Origin of the sequence: Mesorhizobium sp. M1027, from assembly GCF_040318745.1 — a bacterium.
In the GTDB taxonomy this organism is placed as follows: domain Bacteria; phylum Pseudomonadota; class Alphaproteobacteria; order Rhizobiales; family Rhizobiaceae; genus Mesorhizobium.
On record NZ_JAMYMW010000001.1, the window covers coordinates 84,802 to 111,475 of the forward strand.

The following is a 26,674-nucleotide window of genomic DNA, read 5'->3' on the forward strand; positions in this document are numbered from 1 at the left end:
ACTCAAAGTGACTTGCGTCGCCTTCTTTGGCGCCAATTCCGTCGTCAAAGGCGATCCGTACAGATTGTCGGACGTCTATCCCCCCAGATGTTCCGATGTTGATTGAGGGTATCTGCGCGAAGTTCTTTGTGCGGATCAAACAGAACAGGATCACATGCAGAAATTGACCGTTTTAACGGCAGCCATTGCTGCCGGCGTAATGACTTTTGCCTTCAGTGCGGCAAACAGCGCACCGCTGAGCCAGCGGGCCGATCAGGGCTTCAGTGCCGCAGCCGGCAAAACCGCCATGCCGAAGGGTGGTGCAAAAGTAGAGAAGACCGCCATCGCGAAAGTGGAAAAAGCGGCCGCGGTAAGGACGAAAAAGCCAGTCTCCGCGAAAAGGCCAACCGCTGCGAGAAAGACAATCGCCAAACAGCATGTGAAGCGTAACCGCAAACGCATCGACCGCATGGCAACGGCGTCAGTCGCTCCGAAGAGCAGGCCAGCGCCCCAGGCGGCGGTTGTCGGCGACAGCGGACAGTATTCGGCGATCATTGCGCGTTATGCCGCCAGCTATGGCGTGCCGGTGTCGCTCGCCAATGCCGTCATCAAGATCGAAAGCAACTACCAGCCGAACCAGGTCGGCAGCGCTGGCGAGATCGGCCTGATGCAGATCAAGCCGGCGACGGCAAGAATGATGGGCTATAGCGGTTCGGTTCAGGGTCTCTACGATCCCGATACCAACATCAAATACGGCATGAAGTACCTTGCCATGGCGCGGGATCTCGGCGGCGGCACGACCTGCGGCACGATCCTGAAATACAATGCCGGCCACGCCGCCACACGGATGAACCCGGTGTCCGCAGCCTATTGCGGCAAGGTCAAGGTGCAACTGGCAGCGCTTGGAGCGCCCGCCTGACAAGGGATAACTTGCTTTTTCGTTTGCGTTTTCGGGCCCGAACCCCTTTATACGCCTTGCCAGCTGGCCGGGCGGCCGCACCCGCGAAGCCGAAAGGCTGCGGGTGAGGAAAGTCCGGGCTCCATGGAGACACGGTGCCGGTTAATGGCCGGCGGGGGCGACCCCAGGGAAAGTGCCACAGAAAGCAAACCGCCACGATCCAATCGTGGCAAGGGTGAAAGGGTGGGGTAAGAGCCCACCGCGCGACTGGCAACAGGAGCGGCACGGTAAACCCCACCGGGAGCAAGACCGAATAGGGACGGTGCGAGGGGAAACCCTCGGGGGCTGTTTCCGGCTCACCGTCCGGGTAGGTTGCGTGAGGCGCATGGCAACATGTGCCCAAGATGAATGGCCGCCGCGTTCTCGCCCCGCAAGGGGCGAGGGCCATACAGAACCCGGCTTACAGGCCAGCTGGCAGTTTTCTACCCATTATGGCGGAAATCCCTGATATCAGCAGGTTGCGCCTTCGGGCGCAGCTGTTGATTCACTTTCGACCCCTGCAGCCGAGTGCGACAACCTTGAAATGGTACGATTTAGTCGTACCATTTGAGGGGGGTGATCAGGAGGGCGCCATGGGCCACGTTGACAAACGCAGCATTCACGCTGTCGCCGGAACTGGCGGCGGCGGTCGATGACGTGGTCGCCGCCGGCGAATGCCTCGGCGAGCGAGGTGATCCGCGATGCGCTGCGACAGTGGAAGGATCGGCGCGACCTGCTCGGCTACACCGTCGAGGAATTGCGCAGACTGGTGCAGGAAGGGATCGACAGCGGGCCGGGGCTGGACGGGCCGCCAATCATGGAACGGCTGCGCGCCAAATATCTGAAAATGGCCGGAACCAAAGGCCTTGAGGAGTGAAATACCGCCTGCTTCCTCAGGCATTGATCGACGTCGAAGCCATCGGCGACTACATTGCCGAACAGAATCCAAATGCGGCGGTTCGGCTCGTGGATCTCTTGCAAAGGCGGTGAGATTTGCTGCCCTGCACCCCTTCTCAGGTGCGCGCGCGAAGACATCGCGCCCGGCATCCGTCACCTGATCGTCGGCGAATACCTCACCCTGTATCGTGTCGTCGAAGAGGCGATCGAAATCGTTCGCGTCCTCCACGGCCGGCGCAAGATCGACGCCGGCTCAGCCACCGATTGCATCTAGCGACGCTTCGATCGCTTGCCAAAGCTCTTCTACCGGCTCGCAGCCGACCGACAGGCGAACGAAGCCGGGCGGAACGGCATCTCCCCTTTTTGATCGCCGTTCGGCCGAGGTGTGCACGCCGCCGAACGATGTCGCGGCCTGCATCAAGGCGCAATTGTTGATGAAATCCTCGGCCTTGTCCTCCGAGGCGAGCACGAACGAGATGAGAAAGCCGAAGCGCTCCATCTGGGCGCGGGCAAGATTGTGCGATGGGTCGCTCTCCAGTCCCGGAAAGCGCAAGCCGCTGATAGCGCGATGGTTTTTCAGCCGTTGCGCTATCATTTCGGCGGAAGTGCACATGCGGTCGAAGCGCACGTCCAGCGTTTCGAGGCCGCGATGCACCAGCCATGCCTCGAACGGCCCGGGGATGGCGCCCGACGTCTCGCGCCAGTCGGTCACCCTCGAGACAATGTCCGCGTCGCGGCTGGCGACATGGCCGAACAGCACATCGGAATGGCCGTTTGGTGCCTTGGTGTCGGCAGCAATGACGATATCTGCGCCGAGATCGAGCGGGCGCTGGCCGAAAGGTGTCATCGTCGTGTTGTCGACCACAAGCACCGCACCCGCTCTATGCACGGCTTCGGCGACGGCTGCGATGTCGCATATGTCCAGTCCTGGGTTGGCGGGTGTTTCGACGAAGGCAAGCCGATAGCCGTCGAAGCCGCCGTCGAGGAAGCTCGACGTTGGCCGGACATCGTAGGCAACGCCGAAGGCTTTCAGGAAACGGTCTGCCAGCGCTCGCGTCGTATGATAACCGTCGGACGGCAGCAGGATACGGTCGCCGGCTTTGAGCAGGCCGAAAAATACCGCCGAGATGGCAGCCATTCCCGAGGGAAAGGCGACGCATGGGGCGTCCTCCAAATGCGCCAGCATGTGCTCGACCGCATCCCAGGTCGGATTGCTGAAGCGGCCATATTGATCGAAGCCGGTGGCGTCGCCGGGCGCATGAAAGATGGCGGCCATGGTCAGGGGCAAGGGGATCGGGTCGCCCTTGGCCAGCCCGCCGCGGCGCAGATGGGGAAGTGCTGCGGCGCGTGACTTGGCTGTTTCGGACATGATTTCAACCTCGTTACTGACCGGAAAAGGAGATGCCGAGGCTATGCGCGGCAGCGATCCGCAGCAAGTCGGCTCCGGTTGGGCCACACGGCTCTAAACGCTTCGTTAGGCTTAATAGAGGATAAAGACGGGAGTGCCGTCAAAGCTGCTCTCCCCAGTTGTGGCAGGCGCGTTTTGAAGACTGTTCCCGTTGACGCCCATAACACCCCATGATATCCCATTCCGATACTCAAGCCTTCGTTCCGTGTCAGGGTGAAGCGTACGCCAATCGGGCAGCCGCGGCGGCTGCGCGTTTGCCTGCGTTCGCCCGTCATAACGAAGTGGGTTTTGGACGCCGACCGGGCTGGGGCGGCGCGGACAGGAAGATACAGAGGGGTGCGGCGGCGCAAGCGGCCGTAACGCGTAATGGACCGGTTTCTGTCGAACGCGGTGAACAGGATCGATGCGAAGGGACGGGTGTCCGTGCCGGCGCATTTCCGTGCCGTTGTGCAGAAACGCGGCTATTCGGAACTTTATGCGCTACGCTGCCTGGATCGCCCGGCGATGGATGTCGGTGGGCTCGACCTGCTCGATCGCTACGAGCAGCGCATCGCCCAGGAAGACCCGTTCCTGCAGACGGCGGACGACATGTCGTTCTTCTGCCATGGCGATGGAACGTTTCTGAAGCTCGACCAGGACGGCCGTATCACGATGAGCGATTTCATTCGCGAGCATACCGGCATTTCAGCGGAAGTGGCCTTCGTTGGCCGCGGCAATTTCTTTCAAATCTGGGAGCCCGGACGGCTCAGCGCCTATGGGACGGAAGCACGCGCCCGGCTTTTGCAGCTTCGGCAGGGGACGAAGCCCAGGGAGCGGCCGGAATGATGGCGGGCGACGGCGATGAAGTTCATGCCGCTGGCGGACCAGCCCGCCACATTCCGATCCTCCTTGCCGAAGTTCTGGAGGCGCTGGCCCCGACAAAAGGCGAGGTGATCGTCGACGGCACGTTCGGTGCCGGCGGCTACACCAAGGCCATTCTGGCAAGCGGAGCCTCGGTCGTCGCCATCGACCGCGATCCGGATGCGATCGCGGCGGGGCGGGCCCTTGAACAGCAGTCCGGCGGCAAGCTCAGGCTTGTCCAGGCACCGTTCTCGACGCTCGACGAGCAGGTTGAAAGTGCCGATGGCGTCGTACTCGACATCGGCATCTCCTCCATGCAGATCGACCAGCCGGAGCGCGGCTTTTCGTTCCGGGCCGATGGACCGCTCGACATGCGCATGGCGCAGGCGGGCCTGAGCGCCGCCGACGTCGTCAACACCTTCAAGGTGGGCGATCTTGCCCGCATCTTCGGTTTTCTCGGCGAGGAACGCCATGCCGGGCGCATCGCCCGCATGATCGAAAGCCGTCGCGAAAAACGCCCCTTCGAGCGCACGCTCGACCTTGCCGATGCCATCGAGACGCATATCGGTCGCGCGCCGAAAGACAAGATCCATCCGGCCACCCGCGTTTTCCAGGCGCTGCGCATCTTCGTCAATGACGAGCTCGGCGAACTGGCCAAGGCACTGTTTGCCGCCGAGCGCGCGCTGAAACCGGGCGGGCGGCTTGTCGTGGTGACCTTCCATTCCCTCGAGGACCGCATTGTCAAGCGCTTCATCGCCGACAGAGCCGATTCAGCGACCGGATCGCGGCATCTGCCCGAGGCCCAGGCGCGCACCGCCACCTTCACCAAGAAGGGCGGCGGCGTGACGCCTGGCGATGCCGAGATATCGGCAAATCCGCGGGCGCGCTCGGCAAGGCTGCGCGCTGCGATCCGTACAGAGGCGCCGGCGCGTGCCGGCGATTTTTCGATTTTCGGCCTGCCAAAACTGCCTGGCCCAAAGCTTCCCGGCGCCGATCGACCGGGAGAGAGGTGAGCACGTGTTTCGTACCAGCGACATAGTCCTGATCGCCGTCATGGTTTCGGCGGCTGCCCTGACCTACAAGACCAAGCGCGAGGCCGAGGAGCAACTGGCGACAGTGCACAAGATCCAGGCGCAGATCCGTTATGAAGAGGACACGATCGACCTGCTCAAGGCGGACTGGAGCCTGCTTACCCAGCCGTCGCGCCTGCAAAAGCTCACCGAAATCTACAAATCGCAACTCGGACTCGAGCCGGTCAATGCGCGGCAGATCGTCGGGCTGGACGATCTGCCGGCGAAGCCCGTCAACATCGAGGACCTTTCATCGCAGCGGCTGGGCGGCATGGCCGATGTCGGCGGCAAGGATCCCGTGGTGACCGGAGGCATCATCCAATGATCAGCGGATTTCCAATCGCCGCCAGATTTCCAAAGGTTGGGAGGCTGCTGAAGCGCGGTTCGAGGCCCGGTGCGGGCGGATCGATCGTGGTCGAAGGCGCCCGCAAGGCGACCGGTGGCAAGGGCAGGACCCGCATCGTCATGACGATGGCGGTGTTCTTCGGCATCTATTCTACCATTGCCGGGCGGTTGGTCTATCTGGGTTTCCAGAATCCCGACCTGTCGGGCGGCCCGCAGAGCCGGGTGACGGCATCGCGACCCGACATCGTCGACCGTAACGGCGAAGTGCTGGCGACCGACATCAAGACGGCGTCGCTGTTTGCTGAGCCGCGCCGCATCGTCGATGCCGACGAGGCGATCGAAAAACTGTCGACGGTGCTTCCCGAGATCGACTACGAGCAGACATACAACAAGCTGAAGAGCGGCGCCGGCTTCGTCTGGCTGCAGCGGCAACTGACGCCGAAGCAGCAGGCCGACATCATGCAGCTCGGCATCCCCGGCTTCGGCTTCCGCACCGAAAAGCGCCGGTTCTATCCGGCCGGCGAAACCTCGTCCTACATTGTCGGCCTCACCAACATCGACAATCAGGGCATCTCCGGCATGGAGAAATACATAGACGAACAAGGCTTGAGCGACCTTCAGGCGTCGGGCCTGGCGGTGGCCAAGGATTTGAAACCGGTGCAGCTCTCGATCGACCTGCGCGTCCAGCATGTCGTGCGCGACGAGGTCGCCACCGGCATGGAAAAGTACCACGCGATCGCGGCGGGCGCCGTCGTGCTCAACGTCAAGACCGGCGAGGTGCTGGCGATGGCCTCCGTTCCGGATTTCGATCCGAACAACCCCTATAATGCGCAGGACAAGGACCGGCTCAACCGAATGTCCGCAGGCCTCTACGAAATGGGGTCGACCTTCAAGAGCTTCACCACCGCCATGGCGCTCGATTCCGGCAAGATAACGCTGCAAAGCCGCTTCGACGCGTCGCGCCCGATCAGGATCGGCCATCAAACCATCCATGATTTCCATGCCAAGGGCCGGATACTGTCAGTTCCGGAAGTGTTCATCTACTCGTCCAATATCGGTTCTGCCAAGGAAGCCGAAGCGGTTGGCATCGACGGACACCGCGAATTCCTGCATCGCCTGGGAATCCTCGAGAAGATGCAGACCGAACTGCCGGAAGTCGCTCGGCCGACCGAGCCCAAGGTCTGGAAGCAGGTCAATTCGATCACCATCGCCTTCGGCCACGGCGTGTCGACGACTCCGCTACAGACAGCGGTCGGCTGCGCCGCGCTGATGAATGGCGGCTATCTGATGGACCCAACCTTCCTGCCTCGCACGCAGGAGCAGGCGATGGCGGTGGCCAAGAAAGTGGTCAGCGACAAGACGGTCGAGGGCATGCGCTATCTCTATGCACTCAATGCCGAAAAGGGATCCGGTCGCAATGCACGGGTGCCAGGATACCGGGTGGGCGGCAAGACGGGAACGGCGGAGAAGGTCGTCAACGGCCGCTACTCGAAGGAAAAGAATTTCAACGCCTTCGTTGCAGCTTTCCCGATGGACGATCCGCAATACATAGTGCTTACGATCGCCGACGAACCGAAGCCGGAAAAGCCCGGCATGGGTGCTACGGCCGCCTCGAACGCGGGCATCATGGCTGCAAACATCATCCGACGTGCGGCTTCCATGCTTGGCGTGAAGCCAGATTTCAGCCATGAAAATGGTGCAACGCTGGTTTCCTATCAGTGATTCTTCGGGCGCGCCGGCAACTGCGCGCTATTTTGTTGCGATGAACGGGGTTCGATGAAGCTGAAAAATCTAGCCGGTATCCTGCCTGTCGATGGGACAGCTCCCTTCGACATGGAGGTTACAGGGATTTCGTCGGATTCCCGCCAGGTAACAGAGGGCATCGTCTTTTTCGCGCTCACCGGCTCCAAGGCGGATGGCGCAGCCTATGCAGCCGACGCCGCAAGCCGCGGCGCTGCAGCGATCGTGGTCGGCAAGGGGAGTGCGGTCGCCGGGCTGCCAGTTCCGGTTCTTGTCGTAGACGATCCGCGCCTTGCGCTGGCGCAGAGTGCGGCCCGTTATTTCGGCAAGCAACCGCAAACCATGGTCGCGGTGACCGGAACCAGCGGCAAGACCTCGGTCGCCGCATTCACCCGGCAGATATGGGAGCAGGCGGGTTTCGCCGCCGCCTCGATCGGTACGACCGGCGTGGTGGCGCCGGGCCGCAACGAATATGGCTCGCTGACCACGCCGGATCCGGTGGCATTGCACAGGCTGCTCAAGGAGCTGGCGGAGGCCGGCGTCACCCACGCCGCGATGGAAGCGTCCAGCCATGGCCTCGACCAGCGCCGGCTCGACGGCGTCAAGCTTACGGCCGGCGGCTTCACCAATCTCGGCCGCGACCATATGGACTATCATCCGACGGTCGAGGACTATCATCGCGCCAAATTGCGTCTGTTCGACGCGCTGCTGCCGAAGGGCGCGCCGGCCGTCATCTTTGCCGACGACCCGTGGTCGGAGCCGACGATCAAAGCGGCGCATGCAGCGGGACTGAACGTGCTGACGGTCGGACGCCACGGCGATTTCCTGCGGCTGAAGCGGGTCGAGCACGAGCGCCACCGCCAGCGCGCCGAGGTTGAAGCGGACGGCGTTCTCCATGAAGTCGACTTGCCGCTGGCTGGCGACTTCCAGATTGCAAATGCGCTGGTGTCGGCCGGCCTCGCCATTTCGACTGGAACATCTGTTGCCAAAGCCTTGATGGCGCTGGAGAAATTGAAGGGCGCGCCGGGACGGCTCGACCTTGTCGGGACGGCCGCCAACGGGGCGCCCGTCTATGTCGACTATGCTCATAAGCCGGATGCACTGGAAAACGTGCTGGCTTCGGTGCGCCCCTTTACCACCGGCCGCGTCATCGTCGTATTCGGTTGCGGCGGCGACCGCGACCGGGGCAAGCGGCCGATCATGGGCGAGATCGCCACGAGGCTGGCCGATGTCGTCATCGTCACCGACGACAATCCCCGCTCGGAAGTCCCCGAGACGATCCGCGCCGCGATCCTGGCGGCTGCACCGGGGGCGATCGAGATCGGCGACCGGCGCAAGGCCATCCACCAGGCAGTCGGGATGCTTCACGCCGGCGATACGCTGATCGTGGCCGGCAAGGGCCATGAGGAAGGCCAGACCATCGGTGCCGAGACGCTGCATTTTTCCGATCACGAGGAAGTTCGCTCGGCGCTCAGGGAGCAAGCGGCGTGAGCTATCTGTGGACCTCCGAGGCGCTGGTTGCCGCCATGGATGGCCGGCCGCTCGGTCCGATGCCTGAAGGCATCGCCGGCATTTCCATCGACAGCCGCAGCCTGCAGCCGGGAGACGCCTTCTTCGCCGTCAAGGGCGAGGCCATGGACGGCCATGATTTCGTCACCGCCGCCATCAAGGCGGGCGCCGGCGTGCTGGTCGTCGCCGAGGGCAAGCTGCCGTCGCTGGGGCGGCTGACGGCACCGATGATCGTCGTGGAGGATGTGCTCGTCGCGCTGGAAAAGCTCGGCGTTGCGGCGCGCGCACGCTCAAAGGCGAGGGTGATTGCCGTGACCGGATCGGCGGGCAAGACCACCACCAAGGAAGCCCTGCGCCACGCTCTCTCCGCGGTCGGTACCGTGCATGCATCGGCCCAGTCGTTTAACAATCACTGGGGTGTGCCGCTGACGCTGGCGCGCATGCCGCAGGATTGCGATTTTGCCGTCTTCGAGATCGGCATGAACCATCCGGACGAGATCCGGCCTCTGGTCAAGATGGTCCGGCCGCATGTCGCCATCATTACGCTGATCGCGGCCGCTCACCTCGGCTTCTTCCGCAACCTGGACGAGATCGCCAAGGCCAAGGCAGAGGTTTTCGAGGGACTGGAACCCGGCGGTGCCGCCCTTCTCAACCGCGACGATGCGCGCTGGAAGCTGCTGGAGAAGATGGCGAAAGAGGCCGGCGTCGAGCATGTTTACGGATTCGGCGAGAATGCCCGGGCGACCTTCAAACTGATCAAATGCGAACTCGATGCCGATCATTCCGTGATAACCGCCAAGATTGGCGGGCATGAGATCGTCGCCAGGATCGGCGCGCCGGGCCGCCATATGGTGCAGAATGTGCTGGCGGTGCTGGGTGCAGCGCATCTTGTCGGAGCCGACGTCACCAGGGTTGCGCAGGCGCTGGCCGATCTTTCGCCCGAACGCGGACGCGGCAAACGCTATATGCTGCGCCACCCCAAGGGGCCGATCACGCTGATCGACGAGAGCTACAACGCCAATCCGGCGTCGATGAGCGCTGCAATGGCGCTGCTCAACACGACGCCAGTGTCGGGCGAGGGCAGGCGCATTGCCGTGCTCGGCGATATGCTCGAGCTCGGCGGCCATTCGGCGAAATTGCATGCCGCCCTTGCGGACCTGATCGTCGGCACCGACACGCGCACAGTTTTTCTCGGCGGCCCGGAAATGCGGGCGCTGGCCGACGTTTTGCCCGGCGAGATCAGGACGGAGTACCGCGCCGGCGCGGAAGATCTGAAACCGGTGCTTCTGTCGGAGTTGAGGCCCGGCGACGTGGTTATGATCAAATCGTCGAAAGGCATAGGCTTCTCAAAGCTGGTCGAGGCATTGCTCGGCAAGTTTCCGGCGGAAGCCACAACCAGCAGACAGACCTAGGATCGGTCCGGGGGACGCAAGCGCATGTTAACACTGCTCGTCGAATTTGCGGACAAGATCTCGGTCTTCAACGTCTTCCGCTACATAACTTTCCGCACCGGCGGGGCGCTGATCACAGCGGCGCTGATCGTGTTCATCTTCGGACCGACCATCATCAATTCGCTGAGGCTGCGGCAAGGCAAGGGACAGCCGATCCGCGCCGACGGGCCGCAGACGCATTTCAAGAAGGCGGGAACGCCGACCATGGGCGGGCTGATGATCCTGTCCGGCATCATCGGTTCGTCACTGCTGTGGGCGAACCTGTCGAGCATCTACGTCTGGGTGGTGATGCTGGTGACGCTGGGGTTCGGCTCGATCGGCTTTTACGACGACTACCTCAAGGTGACGAAGCAATCGCATCTCGGCTTTTCCGGCAAAGCGCGGCTGGGGCTCGAATTTGCCATCGCAGGCATCGCCGCTTGGGTGATCATGCATAACGGCCAGGCGCCGTTCTCGTCATCGTTGACATTCCCTTTCGCCAAGGAGTTTCTCGTCAATCTCGGCTGGTTCTTCATCCCGTTCTCGTGCTTCGTCATCGTCGGCGCCGGCAATGCGGTGAACCTGACCGACGGCCTCGACGGACTGGCGATTGTGCCGATCATGATCGCGGCGGCGTCCTTCGGCGTCATCGCCTATCTCTCCGGCAACGCGGTATTCGCCGAATATCTTCAGATCCATTTCGTGCCCGGTACCGGCGAACTGGCGGTGGTCCTTGGAGCGGTGATCGGCGCCGGGCTCGGCTTCCTGTGGTTCAATGCGCCGCCGGCGGCCATCTTCATGGGCGATACCGGCTCGCTGGCGCTGGGCGGGCTGATCGGCACGGTCGCGGTGGCGACCAAGCACGAGATCGTGCTGGTCATTGTCGGAGGCCTGTTCGTTGTCGAGATATTCTCGGTAATCATCCAGGTCGGCTACTTCAAGATGACCGGCAAGCGCGTCTTCCTGATGGCGCCGATCCACCATCATTTCGAAAAGCTCGGCTGGACCGAAAGCCAGGTGGTGATCCGCTTCTGGATCATCGCTGTCATCCTGGCGCTGGTCGGCCTGTCGACCCTGAAGCTCAGATAGGAGGCCGCTTGATCCCCGCCGCATCCTTTTCAGGCAAGCGCGTTTCGCTCTTCGGGCTCGGCGGCTCGGGGATCGCCACGGCGCGCGCGCTGATCGAAGGCGGCGCAGATGTGCTGGCCTGGGACGACAATCCCGACAGCGTCGCCAAGGCTGGCGCGGTCGGTATTGCAACCGCGGACCTGCGCGGCGCGGACTGGGCGAGGTTTTCCGCCTTCGTGCTGTCGCCCGGCGTGCCGCTGACGCACCCGAAGCCGCACTGGACTGTCGAGCTCGCGCGGGGCTCCGGCGTCGAGATCATAGGCGATATCGAGCTTTTCTGCCGCGAGCGGACGGCGCGGGCGCCGGAAGCACCTTTCATTGCGATCACCGGTACCAACGGCAAGTCGACGACCACGGCATTGACGGCGCACATACTCAAGTCGGCCGGGCGCGACACGCAGATGGGCGGCAATATCGGCCGTGCGGTGATGACGCTCGATCCGCCGCAGCCCGAGCGGCACTATGTGGTTGAGTGCTCTTCCTACCAGATCGACCTTGCCCCCTCGATCAATCCGACGGCCGGCGTCCTGCTCAATCTGACGCCGGACCATCTCGACCGCCATGGCACGATGCAACATTACGCCTCGATCAAGGAGCGGCTGGTGGCCGGCAGCGAGACGGCAATCATCGGCGTCGACGATTCCTGGTGCGCCCAGATCGCGGACCGGCTGGAGCGGGCCGGCCGGCAGGTCATTCGGATTTCCAAGCGCCTGCCACTGACCGACGGTTATTTTGCCGACGGTACGAATTTAATGGAAGCCGTGCACGGCCGCTACAGCCGGGTCGCCTTCCTCGAAGGCATCGGCTCCTTGCGCGGCCAGCACAATGCGCAGAATGCACTGGCCGCCGCCGCCGCCTGCCTCAAGGTCGGGCTCGAACTCGGCGAGATCCAATCCGGACTGGAGAGTTTCCCGGGGCTGGCGCACCGCATGGAGCAGGTCGGCCGCAAAGGGCATGTGCTGTTCGTCAACGATTCCAAGGCGACCAATGCCGATGCCGCTGCACCGGCGCTGTCGAGCTTTGCGCGTATCCATTGGATTGCCGGCGGCCTGCCGAAGGAGGGTGGCATCGAGCCCTTGCGCGGCTTCTTCCCGCGCATCGCCAAGGCCTATCTGATCGGCGAAGCTGCACCGGCCTTTTCGGCGACGCTGGGCGAGGCGGTGCCTTACGAGATCTCAGGCACGTTGGCCGCGGCAGTCGAACACGCCGCCCGTGATGCAGCCAGGGATAGTAGCGGCGAAGCGGTGGTGCTGCTGTCGCCGGCCTGCGCCAGTTTCGACCAGTTCAAGAATTTCGAAGTGCGCGGCGAGGCGTTCAGGCAAGCCGTAACCGCCATTGATGGCGTGATGCCCATCGGAGGGACACGATAATGCAAAGCCGTCTCGACAAAAGCCCGGTTGCGACCTGGTGGTGGACGATCGATCGCTGGTTCCTGGCGGCGTTCCTGTCGCTGATGGGGCTCGGCATCGTTTTGTCCTTCGCCGCAAGCCCGGCGGTAGCCGAGCGCATTGGGCTCGACAGTTTCCACTTCGCGACGCGCCAGATCATCTTCACCATTCCGGCACTTGGGGTGATGCTGGCTGTCTCGTTCCTTGAATCCAGGCAGATCCGGCGCATGGCGCTGGTCATGCTGTGCATCATGCTGTTTCTGATGGTGGCAGTGCTCTATATCGGCGTCGAGGTGAAGGGCGCGCGGCGCTGGGTGTCGCTTGCCGGCCTGTCGATCCAGCCATCCGAGTTCCTGAAACCGGCCTTCGTCATCATCTGCGCCTGGCTGTTCGCCGAGCACAAGCGGCAGCCCGACATTCCCGGCAATCTGTTCGCCATGTTGCTGCTTGCACTGGTTATCTCGCTGCTGGTGGCGCAGCCTGACCTGGGGCAGACTATGCTGGTGCTCGGCACCTGGGGGGTGATGTTCTTCATGGCCGGGTTGCCGTGGCTGTGGATCGTCGCGCTGGGTGCTGCCGGCGTCGGCGGCGTGTTCGCCGCCTATGCGGTGTTCCCGCACGTTGCCGGCCGCATCGACCGCTTCATGACCGGCGAGGGCGACACGTTCCAGGTCGATATGGGCCGCGAGGCGCTGATCAATGGCGGCTGGTTCGGCGTCGGGCCGGGCGAGGGTACCGTCAAGCGGGTCATCCCCGACAGCCACGCCGACTTCGTCTTCTCCGTCGCCGGCGAGGAATTCGGGCTGATCATGTGTTTCTTCATCATGTCCATCTTCGGCTTCATCGTGCTGCGCGGTCTCAACACGGCGCTCAAGGAGCAGGACGATTTCACCCGCTACGCGGTTGGCGGCCTGGTCACGGTCTTCGGACTGCAGTCGGTCATCAACATGGCCGTCAATCTGCAGCTGATGCCGGCCAAGGGCATGACGCTGCCGTTCATCTCCTACGGCGGCTCTTCGCAGATCGCGATCGCCATCTCGATGGGCATGGTGCTGGCGCTGACGCGCAAGCGCCCGGAAAAGCGCAAGCAGCTGGGCTTCATGCCGTCGCCGCGTGCGATGCCGGCGGAGTGAGATGGCGAAGGGGGTCATCCTGCTGGCGGCAGGCGGCACGGGCGGACACCTGTTCCCGGCCGAGGCGTTGGCGCACGAACTGACCAGGCGCGGCTGGACGGTGCATCTGGCGACGGACGAGCGCGCCGAGCGCTTTACCGGACAGTTCCCGGCAGCCGCCATCCATCCGATCCAGTCGGCGACGATGGGGTCGAAAAATCCTTTTGCCGTGCTCGCCGCGTTTTGGAAAATCTGGCGCGGCGTGCGGCAGGCATCGGCCGTCATCGCCAGCATCAAGCCCGCCATCGTGGTCGGCTTCGGCGGTTATCCGACACTGCCGCCGCTTTACGCGGCGACCCGGCGCAAGGTGCCGACGCTGATCCACGAGCAGAATGCGGTGATGGGCCGCGCCAACCGCGCGCTTGCCGGCCGCGTCGACGCCATTGCCGGTGGGTTCCTGCCTGAAGACAGCAGTGCCGCAGGCGCCAAGACGGTGACCACCGGCAATCCGGTCAGACCGCAAGTGCTGGAGGCGGCGAAGACACCTTATGCCGCATCGGCCGGCGAAGAGCCGTTCCGATTGCTGGTGTTTGGCGGCAGCCAAGGCGCGCAGTTCTTTTCCGACGCGGTGCCGGCGGCAATCGCCCGGCTTTCCGACGCACAGCGCAGGCGGCTGGCGATCACACAGCAGGCGCGCGCCGACGATGTGACGCGGGTGAAAGCCGCCTATGCCGCACTTGGCATTGGGGCCGAGGTGTCGCCGTTCTTCACCGACATGGCAAAGCGGCTGGCGGCGGCGCATCTGGTGATGTCGCGCTCCGGCGCATCGACCGTATCGGAAATCGCGGTGATCGGCCGGCCGGCGCTGCTGGTGCCCTATCCGCACGCGCTCGACCACGACCAGGCGGCGAATGCGGCGGCCCTTGCGGCAGCGGGCGGCGCCGAGGTGCATCCGCAATCCACGCTTTCGCCCGAGCACATTGCTGCGTTGATCGGGGCCTTGATGGATGATCCGGGCAGGGCGGCGACAATGGCCGCGGCGGCGAAATCATCCGGAAAACCGGATGCCGCGCGGTTGCTCGCCGATCTGACAGAGGCTATTGCGTCCAGGAAATCCGTTTCGGAATTCAGGAAGGAGACGCACGAATGAAGATGCCACAGACGATCGGCCTCGTGCATTTCATCGGCATTGGCGGCATCGGCATGAGCGGCATCGCCGAGGTGCTGCACAATCTCGGCTACAAGGTGCAAGGGTCCGACCAGGCCGACAGCGCCAATGTGCAGCGGCTGCGCGACAAGGGCATCGAATGCTTCGTCGGCCACCAGGCCGAAAACCTCGGCGAGGCCGAGGTGGTCGTCGTCTCCACCGCAATCAAGAAATCCAATCCGGAACTGAAGGCGGCGAGAGAGAAGTTGCTGCCGATCGTGCGGCGCGCCGAAATGCTAGCCGAGTTGATGCGGTTCCGCCAAGCGGTCGCGATCGGCGGCACGCATGGCAAGACGACGACGACTTCGATGGTGGCGACGCTACTCGAAGCCGGCGGGCTCGACCCGACGGTGATCAATGGCGGCATCATCAATGCCTATGGCACCAATGCCCGCATGGGCGACGGCGAATGGATGGTGGTCGAGGCCGACGAGAGCGACGGCACCTTCCTCAGGCTGCCGGCCGAGATTGCCGTCGTCACCAATATCGACCCCGAGCATCTCGATCATTACGGCTCCTTCGACAAAGTGCGCGAGGCGTTTCGTCAGTTCGTCGAGAATGTGCCGTTCTACGGCTTCGGCGTGATGTGCACCGACCATCCCGAGGTGCAGGCGCTGGTCGCCCGCATCGAGGACCGGCGCGTCATCACCTATGGCGAAAATGCGCAGGCCGACGTGCGCTTCACCAATCACCGCATGGACGGCCCGACCTCGGAATTCGACGTGGTGATCCGCGATCGCAAGACGCACGGCCAGATAACGATATCAGGTCTGCGGCTACCCATGCCCGGACGTCACAATGTCTCCAATGCGACGGCGGCGATTGCCGTCGCGCATGAGCTCGGCCTTTCGGCTGAGGCAATCAAGAAGGGCCTGTCGTCCTTCGCCGGCGTCAAGCGGCGTTTCACCCATACCGGTTCGTGGAACGGTGTCGATGTGTTCGACGATTACGGTCATCATCCAGTCGAGATCACGGCGGTACTGAAGGCCGCGCGCAGCGCCACCAAGGGCCGCATCATCGCCGTTACCCAACCGCATCGCTTCACCCGGCTGCGCGATCTGTTCGACGAGTTTTCCGTCTGCTTCAACGACGCCGATACGGTAATGGTGGCGCCCGTCTATGCGGCCGGCGAGGAACCGATCGACGGCGTTACGTCCGACGCACTGGTGTCGCGCATCCGCTCCGGCGGCCATCGCGACGCACGCTACATCGAAGGTCCGGCGGCGATCGGGCCGATCGTTCGCGAGGTGGCGAAGCCGGGCGATTTCGTCGTTTTCCTCGGCGCCGGCAACATCACCCAATGGGCCTATGCGCTGCCCAGGGAACTCGGCGGGACCATCTCATGATGCGCGGCCAGGCGTTGATCGAGAAGCTTGGCGACCGGCTTGCCGGACTGCGCGGCCGCATCACGCCCAATGCCGAGATGGACAAGATCACCTGGTTCCGAGCCGGCGGGCTCGCCGACGCATTGTTCCAGCCGGCCGACGAGGACGATCTTGCCGCGTTCCTGAAGGCGGTGCCCGAGGAAATACCACTGACCATCGTCGGCGTCGGCTCGAACCTGCTTGTCCGTGACGGCGGCATTGCGGGCTTCGTCATCCGGCTTTCGGCCAAAGGCTTTGGCGAGACCGAAGTGATTGCGCCGACCATGATCAAGGCGGGCGCCGCAACGCCCGACAAGCGTCTTGCGGCCGTTGCCTACGAGGCCGGCATTGGTGGCTTTCACTTTTACCACGGCATTCCCGGCGCCATTGGCGGAGCGCTGAGGATGAACGCCGGCGCCAATGGCGTCGAGACACGCGAGCGTGTGGTCGAGGTGCGGGCACTCGACCGCAAGGGCAATGTTCATACGCTGAGCAATGCCGACATGGGCTATGCCTATCGCCATTCAGCGGCGCCGTCGGGGCTGATCTTCACATCGGCGCTGCTCGAAGGCGTTCCAGAGGATAAGGCGGCGATCAAGGCCGCGATGGATGCTGTCCAGAACCATCGCGAGACCGTGCAGCCGATCCGCGAAAAAACCGGAGGCTCGACCTTCAAGAATCCCGAGGGCACCTCGGCCTGGAAGGAAATCGACAAGGCCGGCTGCCGCGGCCTGATGGTCGGCGGGGCGCAGATGTCGCCGATGCATTGCAACTTCATGATCAACACCGGAACCGCCACCGGGTACGAGCTTGAATATCTCGGTGAGACGGTGCGTGCGCGCGTGCTCGAAAAATCGGGCATCCGGCTGCAGTGGGAGATCAAGCGCATCGGTAATTTTCGGCCGGGCCATGCGGTCCAGGAATTTCTTGGGCAGTTGCTTTAGGCAAGTCGACCGCCGTTGCTTTTCGGACTCATGAATTCACATTTTGCTGCCGTTTTTGCGGAAAGTGAATCCATCGGAATCGTAAGCACTTGCCAGCGAATCAACTCTCTGATTCTCTGCCCTGAAGCGTTTCCTGATTTGAGTCGTTTCGACGCGTTGCTCGCGTTTCCGTCTGGGGGGCAACCTGCCGGGAGACTCGGACTCAATGTTGCGGAAACACGGAGCGAAGTTGCTCGGCGTGTGAGTGTGCGCGATGTTTTTCGGGTCATGCACGATAGTGCGGGCCTGCTGTGAGAGGAAATAACGGGGAATGACAAGCAAGCACGTGGCCGTCCTTCTGGGAGGATTCTCGTCCGAGCGGCCCGTGTCCCTGTCGTCGGGCAAAGCCTGCGCCGATGCGCTCGAGGGAGAGGGCTACCAGGTCACCCGCGTCGACGTCTCGCGCGACATCGGCTCGGTGCTCAGCGCGCTCAAGCCTGACGTCGTCTTCAACGCACTGCACGGCCCTTTCGGCGAGGACGGCACCATCCAGGGCATCCTCGAGTACCTCGCCATTCCGTACACGCATTCGGGCGTGCTTGCCTCGGCGCTCGCGATGAACAAGGAACAGGCCAAGAAGGTCGCCAAGGCGGCCGGCATTCCGGTGGCGGAATCGAAGGTGGCCAATCGCTTCGCCATCCAGAACAAGCACCCGATGAAGCCGCCCTATGTGGTCAAGCCGGTCAACGAAGGGTCGAGCTTCGGTGTCGTCATCGTGCATGAAGGCCAGTCGCATCCGCCGCAGATCATCGGCTCGTCCGAGTGGAGATACGGCGATACGGTCATGGTCGAGCGTTATGTGCACGGGCGGGAATTGACCTGCGCGGTGATGGGCGATGTGGCGCTCGGTGTCTGCGAGATCATCCCGACCGGCCATTCCTTCTACGACTATGATTCAAAATACGTCGCGGGAGGATCAAAACACGAATGCCCGGCAAAACTTTCACCGAATATTTACCAAAAAATACAGACACTGGCACTCAAGGCTCATCAAGCTATCGGCTGTCGGGGCGTTTCCCGATCGGACTTCCGTTATGACGATCGTCACTCCGAAAACGGCGAAATTGTCTGGCTCGAGGTCAACACCCAGCCGGGCATGACGCCGACGTCTTTGGTGCCGGAAATCGCCGCGCAAGCGGGACACTCGTTCGGCGATTTGTTGAGTTGGATGGTGGAGGACGCTTCGTGTCTGCGTTGAAGTGGGGACAGGGCAGGGGGAAGGGCGCGGCCGGGCCGGCGCTGTTCGGCATGCCGTTGTCGTTCGACCATTTCGTGCTGCCGCGCCTGCTCCGCCGGCCGGTGCGCGTGCTGGCGCGCCTCGGCGAGGGCGACTTCGAAGCGCCGCCCTATTGCGCTGCCATGCTGTCGGCGGCGTTGCTTGTTTCGAGTAGTGCCTATGGCGCCTATCTCGGCGGACATGCCGACGCCATCGTCCAGAGTGTCACCGCCCGCACCGGCTTTGCCGTCGACCAGGTCAAGGTCGTCGGCAACCGCGAAACTTCCGAGATCGATATTCTCGACAGGCTGGAACTCGACGGCTGGACCTCGCTGATCGGCTTCGATGCCGAAGCCGCGCGCGAACGCATCACCACGCTACCCTGGGTCGAAGCCGCGGCAGTGCGCAAGGTCTACCCGCATACGCTGGAAGTGCGCGTCGAGGAGCGCGAGCCGTTCGCGCTGTGGCAGCAAGGCAGCGCGCTTTCGGTCATCGAGAAATCCGGCGCCGTCATTGCGCCGTTCTCCGGCGGCAAGCAGATATTGCTGCCGCTGATCATCGGCACCGGCGCACCGGCCAAAGCGCCGGATTTCCTGGCGAAGATCAAGAACTATCCGGAGCTCGCCGCGCGGATCAAGGGCTATATCCGCATCGGCGAACGGCGCTGGGATCTCAAGCTTGAAAACGGCATCACGATCAAACTTCCCGAAGACGGCGAGGACCAGGCGATTGCCGACCTGGTCAGGATGGACCACGAGAACGGGCTTTTGACGCGCGACATCGCTGCCGTCGACATGCGCCTTTCCGATCGTCTGGTCGTCCAGCTGACGCCGGAGGCGGCGACACAGCGCCAGGCCGCGCTCAACGAAAAGCCCAAGATGCTGAAGCGCAAGCCGGAGACGAAGATATGAGCTGGCTTGGCGGCAATAGCGATGCTTCGGCGCGCCGGTCGGGCATCTTGACGGTGCTGGATGTCGGTTCCAGCAAGGTCTGCTGCGTGGTGGCCAAGCTCAAGCCGCGCGAGGATGGCAAGCTGCTGCGCGGACGCTCGCATCGCGTCCAGGTGATCGGCATCGGCCACCAGAAATCGCAAGGCGTGAAATCGGGCGTCGTCATCGATCTCGACCGCGCCGAGCACGCCATCCGTCTTGCCGTCGACGCCGCCGAACGCATGGCGGGACTGACGGTCGATTCGCTGATCGTCAACATGACTGCCGGCCGGTTGAAGAGCGAGGCTTTTTCGGCCACCATCAATCTCGGCGGCCATGAGGCCGACGAGGCCGACATCAAGCGCGTGCTTGCCGCCGGCGCCAAGCAGGCGCTGCGGGCCGAGCGCGAGGTGATCCATTCGCTTCCCGTAGCCTTTTCTCTGGATGCAGAGCGCGGTGTGCGCGATCCGCGCGGCATGGTTGGCGACCAGCTTGGCGTCGACATGCACGTGCTGACGGGCGACGCGGCGCCTTTGCGCAATCTTGAGCTCTGCATCAACCGCTCGCATCTGTCGGTCGAGCGCATGGTGGCGACGCCTTATGCCAGCGGGCTTGCCGCGCTGGTCGACGACGAACTCGAAATGGGCGCGGCCTGCATCGACATGGGCGGCGGCACGACGACGATCTCGGTATTTTCGGAAGGCAAGTTCGTCCACGGCGACGCCATCGCGATCGGCGGCAACCACGTCACGCTAGATATGGCCAAGGGCCTGTCGACCTCGCTCGATGCCGCCGAAAGGCTGAAAGTGATGCATGGCTCGGCGCTGCCTGGCAGTGCCGACGACCGCGACCTGGTTTCCATCCATCCGATCGGCGAGGACGGCGAGGTGCCGTTGCAGATCCCGCGCTCGGTGATGACGCGCATCATCCGCGCCCGCATCGACGAGACGCTGGAATTGCTGCGCGACCGGCTGAACAAGTCCGGCTACGGCAATGCCGTCGGCAAGCGTGTGGTGCTGACCGGCGGCGCCAGCCAGCTTGCCGGCCTGCCCGAAGCAGCACGCCGCATTCTCGGCCGCAATGTGCGCATTGGCCGCCCGCTTGGCGTGGCAGGCCTGCCCGAGGCGGCCAAGGGGCCGGCTTTTTCGACGCCCGTCGGGCTTCTGATCTACCCGCAGATGGCGAGCTTTGAGAGCCGCCCGGCGAAGGGAATTTCCGGTCTTCGGATGACCGGAACAGGTGGAAAACTGCATCGAATGAGTCAGTGGTTGAGAGACAGTTTTTAATTTGACGGGGACAGCCCCATAGGCGGCCGCGGCGGCGAAGCGGCGGGAAAGGCAAAGGACGAAGACAATGACCATCAATCTGCAGAAGCCGGACATCACCGAGCTCAAGCCGCGCATCACCGTGTTCGGTGTCGGCGGCGGCGGCGGCAATGCCGTCAACAACATGATCACCGCCGGCTTGCGCGGCGTCGAGTTCGTGGTGGCCAACACCGACGCACAGGCACTGACGATGTCGAAGGCCGAGCGGCTGATCCAGCTCGGCGCGCATGTCACCGAGGGTCTCGGCGCCGGATCGCAGCCTGAAGTCGGGCGCGCGGCGGCGGAAGAGTGCATCGACGAGATCATCGATCATCTCTCCAACACGCATATGTGCTTCGTCACTGCCGGCATGGGCGGCGGCACCGGCACCGGGGCGGCTCCCGTCGTTGCCCGCGCTGCCCGCGAAAAGGGTATCCTTACCGTCGGCGTCGTCACCAAGCCGTTCCACTTCGAAGGCCAGCGCCGCATGAAGACGGCCGACATGGGTATCGAGGAACTACAGAAATGCGTCGATACCCTGATCGTCATTCCCAACCAGAACCTGTTCCGGCTGGCCAACGATAAGACCACCTTCGCCGATGCCTTCGCCATGGCCGACCAGGTGCTCTATTCGGGCGTTGCCTGCATTACCGACCTGATGGTCAAGGAAGGCCTGATCAATCTCGACTTCGCCGACGTCCGCTCGGTCATGCGCGAAATGGGCAAGGCGATGATGGGAACCGGCGAGGCTTCGGGCGAGGGCCGCGCAATGGCCGCGGCTGAAGCCGCCATCGCCAACCCGCTGCTCGACGAGACCTCGATGAAGGGCGCCAAGGGCCTGCTGATCTCGATCACCGGCGGCCGCGACCTGACCCTGTTCGAAGTCGATGAGGCCGCAACCCGCATTCGCGAAGAGGTCGATCAGGACGCCAACATCATTCTGGGCGCCACCTTCGACGAGGAACTTGAAGGCGTTATCCGCGTGTCGGTGGTCGCCACCGGCATCGACAAATCGGCGGCCGAAATCGCTGCCGCGCCGATCGCCATCCGCGCGGCTCCGCCGAAGCCGGTCAGCCGCCCGGCGGCCCAGGTCACGGAAATGCGCCCGGCGCCTGTCCAGCAACCGATCTATGAACCACGTGCTGCCGATCCGGTCGCCGAGGCCATTCAGCTCGCCGAGGCGAATGCGGCAGCGATGGCGCAGGCCCGCCCGGCACCGGTCGCCCATGCGGAAGACTTCCGTCCGCAGAGCAAGATCTTCCAGGCGCCTCCCGCTCAGCCGCAGCCAATGATGCAGCCGGCGGTTCAGCAAGCGATGCAGCCCGCTCCGCATCGTGAAATGCCGCAGCCGGTTGCCGCGGCACCCCAGCGCATGCCGCGGGTCGAGGATTTCCCGCCGCAGGTGAAGGCCGAAGTGGAAGCCAAGGCCCGCCCGGCCGACCACGAGAACAGCGGCCCGATGGGCTTGCTCAAGCGCCTGACCAACGGCTTGACCCGCCGCGAAGAGGAACCTGCAAGACTGCAGCCGGCGCAGCCTCGCGAACCGAAACTGCGCCAGGCGCCGGCGGAAGTGCGCCGCCTAGCCAGCCAGGATCCGCAGCTTTACGCACCGCGTCGCGGCCAGCTGGATGAGCAGGGCCGCCTGACGCCGCAGAGCCGGGCTGTCCAGGAAGACGATCAGTTGGAGATTCCCGCCTTCCTGCGCCGACAGGCCAATTGATCTGTTAACGGTTCGTAACAGTTGTTAACAGGCGAGCAGGAAACTGTTCGCCTGTTAATATTAAAAACACTTTTAAAACAAAGACTTATGCGGCAATCCCGCGCTGGGCCGCGGTTACAACGAGTAAGAAACCGTGATTTGGAGTCTCCCTGCGGGACCATTATCTTCGGCACCGACCAAAGTCGGTTTGCTGGGAGTCTCGGGGAAGTGGCCCTGCCTGCCGATCAATTAAGAGCCGCGCCCTCAGGGCAGATGAAGCGGACCTAGGCAGTACGGGCTATGGGGATTGTTTTGCACGACTATCAGACGACACTTAAATCGCGTGCGACGCTGACCGGCATCGGCGTTCACAGTGGCAATCCGGTCACTGTCCATTTCCTACCGGCAGACGCCGATACGGGAGTCGTCTTCCAGCTTTCGAATGCAAACGGAAGCCACGAATTTCGCGCGCTCGTTTCCGAGGTCGGTGCCACCGACCTCTGCACCATGCTCGGCGATCCGCAAGGCGAGCACATCGCTACGGTCGAGCATCTGATGGCGACGCTTTTCGGGCTTGGGATCGACAATCTCGTCATCGAAATCGATGGCCATGAGGTGCCTATCCTCGACGGCAGCGCAGTGATGTTCGTCGAGGCCATTGACCAGGCAGGCATCGAAACGCTGCCGGTCAAGCGTCGCTACATCAGGGTGGTCAAGCCGGTTCGTATCGAGAACGGCGCCTGCTGGGCGGAGTTCCGGCCCTATGACGGCACGCGCTTCGAGATCGAGGTCGATTTCGAAAGCCCGGCGATCGGGCGCCAGCTTTTTGCATCCGACATGAACGCCGACATTTTCCGGCGTGACGTCGCGCGGGCCCGCACTTTCGGTTTCATGAAGGACGTCGAGCGGCTGTGGGCGGCCGGCTATGCGCTCGGCTCCTCGTTGGAAAACTCCCTGGTGATCGGCGATGACAACCGCGTGATCAACATGGGAGGCCTGCGCTATCCCAACGAGTTCGCGCGCCACAAGACGATGGATGCGATGGGCGATCTGGCGCTCGCCGGCGCCCGGTTCATCGGCTGCTTCCGCTCCTATCGTGGTGGCCACAGGCTGAACGCCGCTGCGCTGCGCCGTCTATTGTCGGACCGTTCGGCTTTCGAGATCGTCGAGACGACGCGCCGCGAGCGCGGGCGTACCGCGGAGATGAGCGCCGTCAACGCACCCCTCTATGCGCCCTGGATGATCTGATTCTTAAGGTCTTGCGGCCCACGTTGCGGTCAAGCTGTGTTGCATGGATGCATCACTGGCCGGCCAAATTACACGGCTTTCCAGGTGGCGCCAAACCGCCACAAAAATGTGCGATTGGCCGGGGATAGCGTTGCCGGGCAAGGCAATTATGGTTTATGGCTGCTGCCGTCGACTGAAATGACGCCGAAAGGGCGGAATCCAAACATGTTTTTCAAGCGAGTTGGTCAATCGAAGGCGCTGCGGCGGGCTGTTTTCCTGGCGCTTTCGGTGGTCGTTCCATCGCTGTTCCTGTCGGCCTGCATGTCGTCTGAGAAGGACGTCGACCTGTCGACCTATGTCGATCAAACCGAGCCGGCCGACGTGCTCTACAATCAGGGTCTCGCCAATCTGAATGCCGGGCGACTGCAGGAGGCAAGCCGCAAGTTCGATGCCGTCGACCGCCAGCATCCATATTCCGAATTCGCCCGCAAATCGATGGTGATGGGTGCCTTTGCCGACTACCGTCAGGGCAATTACGATGAGGCGATCGGTTCGGCCAAGCGCTACCTGACCCTCTACCCGTCGACCGACGATGCAGCCTATGCCCAATATATTATCGGGCTGAGCTACTACCGCCAGATCAAGGACGTCACCCAGGACCAGAAGGAAGCGCGTCTTACCGCGCAGACGATGCAGGACCTGGTGACGCGCTGGCCGACTTCCGAATATGTCGACGATGCCAAGGAGAAGATCCGCTTCGCCAACGATCAGCTCGCCGGCAAGGAGATGCAGATCGGCCGCTACTATCTCGAGCGCCGCGAATACATCGCGGCCGTCAAACGGTTCCGCAACGTCGTGGAGAACTATTCCAACACACGTCATGTCGAGGAAGCGCTGGCGCGTCTTACCGAGAGCTACTATGCGATGGGGCTGACGTCGGAAGCGCAGACCGCTGCGGCCGTGCTCGGCACCAACTATCCCGACAGCCAGTGGTACAAGGACTCCTACAAGCTCCTGCAGAGTGGTGGGCTCGAGCCGCGCGAGAATGCCGGATCGTGGATCTCCAAGGCCGGGAAGCTGATCACCGGCGCCTGAGCGGCGCGTCACCATGCTCTCCAGACTGTCGATCCGCGATATCGTTCTGATCGAGAAGCTGGACATCGACTTCTCGTCCGGCCTTTCGGTCCTTACCGGCGAAACCGGCGCCGGAAAATCTATCCTGCTCGACGCTTTGTCGCTGGCGCTTGGCGCCCGCGGCGACGCTTCGCTGGTGCGGCATGGCGCGGCACAAGGCCAGATCATCGCCGTGTTCGACGTGCCGCGCAACCACGCGGCTCGCATGCTGCTTGCCGAGAATGCCATCGAGGACGACGGCGACATCATCCTGCGCCGCGTCCAGACGGCTGACGGCCGCACGCGCGTGTTCGTCAACGATCAGCCGTCCAGCGTGACGCTGATGCGCGACATCGGCCGTGCGCTGGTCGAGATCCACGGCCAGCATGACGAGCGCGCTTTGGTCGATCCCGGCGCCCATCGCGAGTTGCTCGACAGTTTCGGCGGCCATCTCGGCGCTGCTCGGGCAACCGGCGAGGCGTGGCGGCACTGGCGTACCTGCGAGCAGGAATTTTCACGGCACCGGGCCAAAGTCGAGGCAGCTGCCCGTGAGGCCGATTATCTGCGTGCTGCGGTCGCCGAATTGACCAGGCTCGATCCGCAACCGGGCGAAGAGACCGAACTGGCCGAACTGCGCGCCTCGATGATGCGTGCCGAAAAGATCGCCTCGGAAATCCACGATGCGCAGGATGTGCTCTCGGGCCCGTCCTCGCCCTTGCCGCAACTGGCCAGCCTGCTCAGGCGGCTGCAGCGAAAGGCGACCGAAGCGCCGGGGCTGCTCGAGGACGTCGTCAAATCGCTCGACGAAGCGATGCTGTCGCTCGACGCGGCGCAGTCGGGCGTCGAAGCAGCACTTCGCGCGACCGAATATGATCCGCAGCGGCTGGAGAAGGCTGAGGAGCGGCTGTTTTCGCTGCGTGCCGCCTCGCGCAAGCACAGCGTCGCCGTGGATGACCTGGCGCAATTGCGTGACACCATGGCTGCCGACCTTGCCGATCTCGACGCCGGCGAGGAGCGCCTGCATGCGCTGGAGAAACAGGCTGCGGCGGCGCGCCAGGCCTACGACATTACGGCGGCCCAGCTGTCGTCGCTTCGCCATGAGGCGGCCGTCGGGCTGACCAAGGCGGTAATGGCCGAACTGCCGGCGCTGAAGCTCGAACGGGCCGAGTTCATCGTCGAGATCGCAAGCGATGCCGAGAGCCGCATGGAAGAAGGCATCGACCAGGTCGAGTTCTGGGTGCGCACCAATCCCGGCACCAGGCCCGGCCCAATGATGAAGGTCGCTTCCGGCGGCGAGCTTTCGCGCTTCCTGCTGGCGTTGAAAGTCGCGCTGGCCGATCGCGGGTCGGCGCCCACTTTGGTCTTTGATGAGATTGACACCGGCGTCGGCGGCGCGGTTGCCGACGCCATCGGCCAGCGGCTGGCGCGGCTGGCAAAACGCGTGCAGGTGCTTTCGGTCACGCATGCACCGCAAGTGGCGGCGCGCGCGGCGACGCATTTCCTGATCTCCAAATCAGGCGGTGCCGACCGCGTCTCGACCGGCATCGCCGAGATGGACCGGGCGGCACGGCAGGAAGAGATCGCACGCATGCTCGCCGGCGCCACCATTACAGACGAGGCGCGCGCGGCGGCCGAGCGGCTGCTGCGGGAGAACACCGCGGCAGCCTAGAGCGGTTCATCCTTCACGGAAACGCCGAACCGCTCTACCTCTTTGTTTTGCGCAATTCCGGACGGAAAACCGTTTCACAGTTTTCCTGGAATTGCTCCAGACGAGTTCGTTTCCGGCGCTCGCGACCGGAGTCAGGGGATGGCGCCATCCTGCTGTTCAGGAATGATTTTCGGCGTCTGG

Annotated in this window: 22 protein-coding genes, 1 other RNA gene and 1 pseudogene; 23 read left to right on the forward strand and 1 reads right to left on the reverse strand. The window is 63.4% G+C overall.

Annotated features, from left to right (window positions below):
* Nucleotides 1–154: 154 nt before the first annotated feature.
* The 4 genes and pseudogenes from NKH50_RS00350 to NKH50_RS00365 all read left to right on the forward strand — a co-directional run bounded on the left by NKH50_RS00350 (nucleotide 155) and on the right by NKH50_RS00365 (nucleotide 2,087).
* Nucleotides 155–898: a lytic transglycosylase domain-containing protein gene (locus NKH50_RS00350; protein ID WP_352687560.1), complete on the forward strand. Its 744-nt coding sequence runs from the start codon at nucleotides 155–157 to the stop codon at nucleotides 896–898.
* Nucleotides 899–957: 59 nt separating this feature from the next.
* Nucleotides 958–1,356, forward strand: an RNA gene (gene rnpB / locus NKH50_RS00355) — RNase P RNA component class A.
* Nucleotides 1,357–1,509: 153 nt separating this feature from the next.
* Nucleotides 1,510–1,793: pseudogene (locus tag NKH50_RS00360) on the forward strand (type II toxin-antitoxin system ParD family antitoxin).
* 72 nt (nucleotides 1,794–1,865) lie between these two features.
* Nucleotides 1,866–2,087 carry a type II toxin-antitoxin system RelE/ParE family toxin gene (locus tag NKH50_RS00365; RefSeq protein WP_352875908.1) on the forward strand — a complete coding sequence of 74 codons (222 nt, stop codon included), beginning with the start codon at nucleotides 1,866–1,868 and terminating at the stop codon, nucleotides 2,085–2,087.
* Here the strand turns inward: NKH50_RS00365 and NKH50_RS00370 are convergent.
* Entirely contained in the window at nucleotides 2,067–3,182 is a 1,116-nt protein-coding gene (locus NKH50_RS00370; protein WP_352875911.1) for a cystathionine gamma-lyase, read from the reverse strand. The genes NKH50_RS00365 and NKH50_RS00370 overlap by 21 nt on opposite strands.
* A 405-nt stretch (nucleotides 3,183–3,587) precedes the next feature.
* Here NKH50_RS00370 and mraZ point away from each other — a divergent pair, with 405 nt between their 5' ends.
* The 19 genes from mraZ to recN all read left to right on the forward strand — a co-directional run bounded on the left by mraZ (nucleotide 3,588) and on the right by recN (nucleotide 26,494).
* Entirely contained in the window at nucleotides 3,588–4,046 is a 459-nt protein-coding gene (mraZ, locus tag NKH50_RS00375; protein ID WP_352875914.1) for a division/cell wall cluster transcriptional repressor MraZ, read from the forward strand.
* Nucleotides 4,043–5,074 (forward strand): 16S rRNA (cytosine(1402)-N(4))-methyltransferase RsmH, encoded by a 1,032-nt coding sequence (gene rsmH / locus NKH50_RS00380; protein ID WP_352875916.1) that lies wholly within the window; start codon nucleotides 4,043–4,045, stop codon nucleotides 5,072–5,074. The genes mraZ and rsmH overlap by 4 nt, the downstream gene beginning before the upstream one ends.
* Nucleotides 5,075–5,078: 4 nt before the next feature.
* Nucleotides 5,079–5,456, forward strand: a complete 378-nt coding sequence (gene ftsL / locus NKH50_RS00385; RefSeq protein WP_352875918.1) for a cell division protein FtsL — start codon at nucleotides 5,079–5,081, stop codon at nucleotides 5,454–5,456.
* Nucleotides 5,453–7,198, forward strand: a complete 1,746-nt coding sequence (locus tag NKH50_RS00390; RefSeq protein WP_352875920.1) for a peptidoglycan D,D-transpeptidase FtsI family protein — start codon at nucleotides 5,453–5,455, stop codon at nucleotides 7,196–7,198. The genes ftsL and NKH50_RS00390 overlap by 4 nt, the downstream gene beginning before the upstream one ends.
* A 54-nt stretch (nucleotides 7,199–7,252) precedes the next feature.
* Nucleotides 7,253–8,707 (forward strand): UDP-N-acetylmuramoyl-L-alanyl-D-glutamate--2,6-diaminopimelate ligase, encoded by a 1,455-nt coding sequence (locus NKH50_RS00395; RefSeq protein ID WP_352687570.1) that lies wholly within the window; start codon nucleotides 7,253–7,255, stop codon nucleotides 8,705–8,707.
* Entirely contained in the window at nucleotides 8,704–10,137 is a 1,434-nt protein-coding gene (locus NKH50_RS00400) for a UDP-N-acetylmuramoylalanyl-D-glutamyl-2,6-diaminopimelate--D-alanyl-D-alanine ligase (RefSeq protein WP_352875922.1), read from the forward strand. The genes NKH50_RS00395 and NKH50_RS00400 overlap by 4 nt, the downstream gene beginning before the upstream one ends.
* 24 nt (nucleotides 10,138–10,161) lie before the next feature.
* The gene (gene mraY / locus NKH50_RS00405; RefSeq protein WP_254818991.1) at nucleotides 10,162–11,244 is read left to right on the forward strand and encodes a phospho-N-acetylmuramoyl-pentapeptide-transferase; all 1,083 of its coding nucleotides are present in this window, start codon (nucleotides 10,162–10,164) and stop codon (nucleotides 11,242–11,244) included.
* An 8-nt stretch (nucleotides 11,245–11,252) separates the two neighbouring features.
* Nucleotides 11,253–12,653: a UDP-N-acetylmuramoyl-L-alanine--D-glutamate ligase gene (murD, locus tag NKH50_RS00410; RefSeq protein ID WP_352475373.1), complete on the forward strand. Its 1,401-nt coding sequence runs from the start codon at nucleotides 11,253–11,255 to the stop codon at nucleotides 12,651–12,653.
* Nucleotides 12,653–13,804, forward strand: coding sequence for a putative lipid II flippase FtsW (ftsW, locus tag NKH50_RS00415; RefSeq protein WP_023676765.1), 1,152 nt, complete (start codon nucleotides 12,653–12,655; stop codon nucleotides 13,802–13,804). The genes murD and ftsW overlap by 1 nt, the downstream gene beginning before the upstream one ends.
* Before the next feature lies 1 nt (nucleotide 13,805).
* Nucleotides 13,806–14,933 (forward strand): undecaprenyldiphospho-muramoylpentapeptide beta-N-acetylglucosaminyltransferase, encoded by a 1,128-nt coding sequence (gene murG, locus NKH50_RS00420; protein ID WP_352505599.1) that lies wholly within the window; start codon nucleotides 13,806–13,808, stop codon nucleotides 14,931–14,933.
* Nucleotides 14,930–16,336 (forward strand): UDP-N-acetylmuramate--L-alanine ligase, encoded by a 1,407-nt coding sequence (murC, locus tag NKH50_RS00425; RefSeq protein ID WP_254818988.1) that lies wholly within the window; start codon nucleotides 14,930–14,932, stop codon nucleotides 16,334–16,336. Before murG ends, murC begins: the two co-directional genes overlap by 4 nt.
* The gene (gene murB, locus NKH50_RS00430; protein ID WP_352505601.1) at nucleotides 16,333–17,298 is read left to right on the forward strand and encodes a UDP-N-acetylmuramate dehydrogenase; all 966 of its coding nucleotides are present in this window, start codon (nucleotides 16,333–16,335) and stop codon (nucleotides 17,296–17,298) included. The genes murC and murB overlap by 4 nt, the downstream gene beginning before the upstream one ends.
* 310 nt (nucleotides 17,299–17,608) lie before the next feature.
* Nucleotides 17,609–18,535, forward strand: a complete 927-nt coding sequence (locus NKH50_RS00435; protein WP_254818986.1) for a D-alanine--D-alanine ligase — start codon at nucleotides 17,609–17,611, stop codon at nucleotides 18,533–18,535.
* Nucleotides 18,523–19,464: a cell division protein FtsQ/DivIB gene (locus NKH50_RS00440; RefSeq protein WP_352875927.1), complete on the forward strand. Its 942-nt coding sequence runs from the start codon at nucleotides 18,523–18,525 to the stop codon at nucleotides 19,462–19,464. The genes NKH50_RS00435 and NKH50_RS00440 overlap by 13 nt, the downstream gene beginning before the upstream one ends.
* Nucleotides 19,461–20,768, forward strand: a complete 1,308-nt coding sequence (gene ftsA, locus NKH50_RS00445; protein ID WP_254818984.1) for a cell division protein FtsA — start codon at nucleotides 19,461–19,463, stop codon at nucleotides 20,766–20,768. The genes NKH50_RS00440 and ftsA overlap by 4 nt, the downstream gene beginning before the upstream one ends.
* A gap of 67 nt (nucleotides 20,769–20,835) precedes the next feature.
* Nucleotides 20,836–22,506, forward strand: coding sequence for a cell division protein FtsZ (ftsZ, locus tag NKH50_RS00450; RefSeq protein WP_254818983.1), 1,671 nt, complete (start codon nucleotides 20,836–20,838; stop codon nucleotides 22,504–22,506).
* A 279-nt stretch (nucleotides 22,507–22,785) separates the two neighbouring features.
* Nucleotides 22,786–23,733 (forward strand): UDP-3-O-acyl-N-acetylglucosamine deacetylase, encoded by a 948-nt coding sequence (gene lpxC / locus NKH50_RS00455; RefSeq protein ID WP_352703487.1) that lies wholly within the window; start codon nucleotides 22,786–22,788, stop codon nucleotides 23,731–23,733.
* Between the two features lie 204 nt (nucleotides 23,734–23,937).
* Nucleotides 23,938–24,807, forward strand: a complete 870-nt coding sequence (locus NKH50_RS00460; RefSeq protein WP_254818981.1) for an outer membrane protein assembly factor BamD — start codon at nucleotides 23,938–23,940, stop codon at nucleotides 24,805–24,807.
* 13 nt (nucleotides 24,808–24,820) lie between these two features.
* Nucleotides 24,821–26,494 carry a DNA repair protein RecN gene (recN, locus tag NKH50_RS00465; protein ID WP_352875931.1) on the forward strand — a complete coding sequence of 558 codons (1,674 nt, stop codon included), beginning with the start codon at nucleotides 24,821–24,823 and terminating at the stop codon, nucleotides 26,492–26,494.
* Nucleotides 26,495–26,674 lie beyond the last annotated feature (180 nt).

Coding starts and splice junctions, on each gene's coding strand:
- murG (WP_352505599.1), top strand. CDS start 13,806: ATGGCGAAGGGGGTCATCCTGCTGGCGGCAGGCGGCACGGGCGGACAC.
- ftsZ (WP_254818983.1), top strand. CDS start 20,836: ATGACCATCAATCTGCAGAAGCCGGACATCACCGAGCTCAAGCCGCGC.
- recN (WP_352875931.1), top strand. CDS start 24,821: ATGCTCTCCAGACTGTCGATCCGCGATATCGTTCTGATCGAGAAGCTG.
- NKH50_RS00460 (WP_254818981.1), top strand. CDS start 23,938: ATGTTTTTCAAGCGAGTTGGTCAATCGAAGGCGCTGCGGCGGGCTGTT.
- mraY (WP_254818991.1), top strand. CDS start 10,162: ATGTTAACACTGCTCGTCGAATTTGCGGACAAGATCTCGGTCTTCAAC.
- mraZ (WP_352875914.1), top strand. CDS start 3,588: ATGGACCGGTTTCTGTCGAACGCGGTGAACAGGATCGATGCGAAGGGA.
- NKH50_RS00350 (WP_352687560.1), top strand. CDS start 155: ATGCAGAAATTGACCGTTTTAACGGCAGCCATTGCTGCCGGCGTAATG.
- lpxC (WP_352703487.1), top strand. CDS start 22,786: ATGGGGATTGTTTTGCACGACTATCAGACGACACTTAAATCGCGTGCG.
- ftsW (WP_023676765.1), top strand. CDS start 12,653: ATGCAAAGCCGTCTCGACAAAAGCCCGGTTGCGACCTGGTGGTGGACG.
- NKH50_RS00365 (WP_352875908.1), top strand. CDS start 1,866: ATGCGGCGGTTCGGCTCGTGGATCTCTTGCAAAGGCGGTGAGATTTGC.
- murB (WP_352505601.1), top strand. CDS start 16,333: ATGATGCGCGGCCAGGCGTTGATCGAGAAGCTTGGCGACCGGCTTGCC.
- NKH50_RS00370 (WP_352875911.1), bottom strand. CDS start 3,182: ATGTCCGAAACAGCCAAGTCACGCGCCGCAGCACTTCCCCATCTGCGC.
- murC (WP_254818988.1), top strand. CDS start 14,930: ATGAAGATGCCACAGACGATCGGCCTCGTGCATTTCATCGGCATTGGC.
- rsmH (WP_352875916.1), top strand. CDS start 4,043: ATGATGGCGGGCGACGGCGATGAAGTTCATGCCGCTGGCGGACCAGCC.
- ftsA (WP_254818984.1), top strand. CDS start 19,461: ATGAGCTGGCTTGGCGGCAATAGCGATGCTTCGGCGCGCCGGTCGGGC.
- NKH50_RS00395 (WP_352687570.1), top strand. CDS start 7,253: ATGAAGCTGAAAAATCTAGCCGGTATCCTGCCTGTCGATGGGACAGCT.
- NKH50_RS00390 (WP_352875920.1), top strand. CDS start 5,453: ATGATCAGCGGATTTCCAATCGCCGCCAGATTTCCAAAGGTTGGGAGG.
- NKH50_RS00435 (WP_254818986.1), top strand. CDS start 17,609: ATGACAAGCAAGCACGTGGCCGTCCTTCTGGGAGGATTCTCGTCCGAG.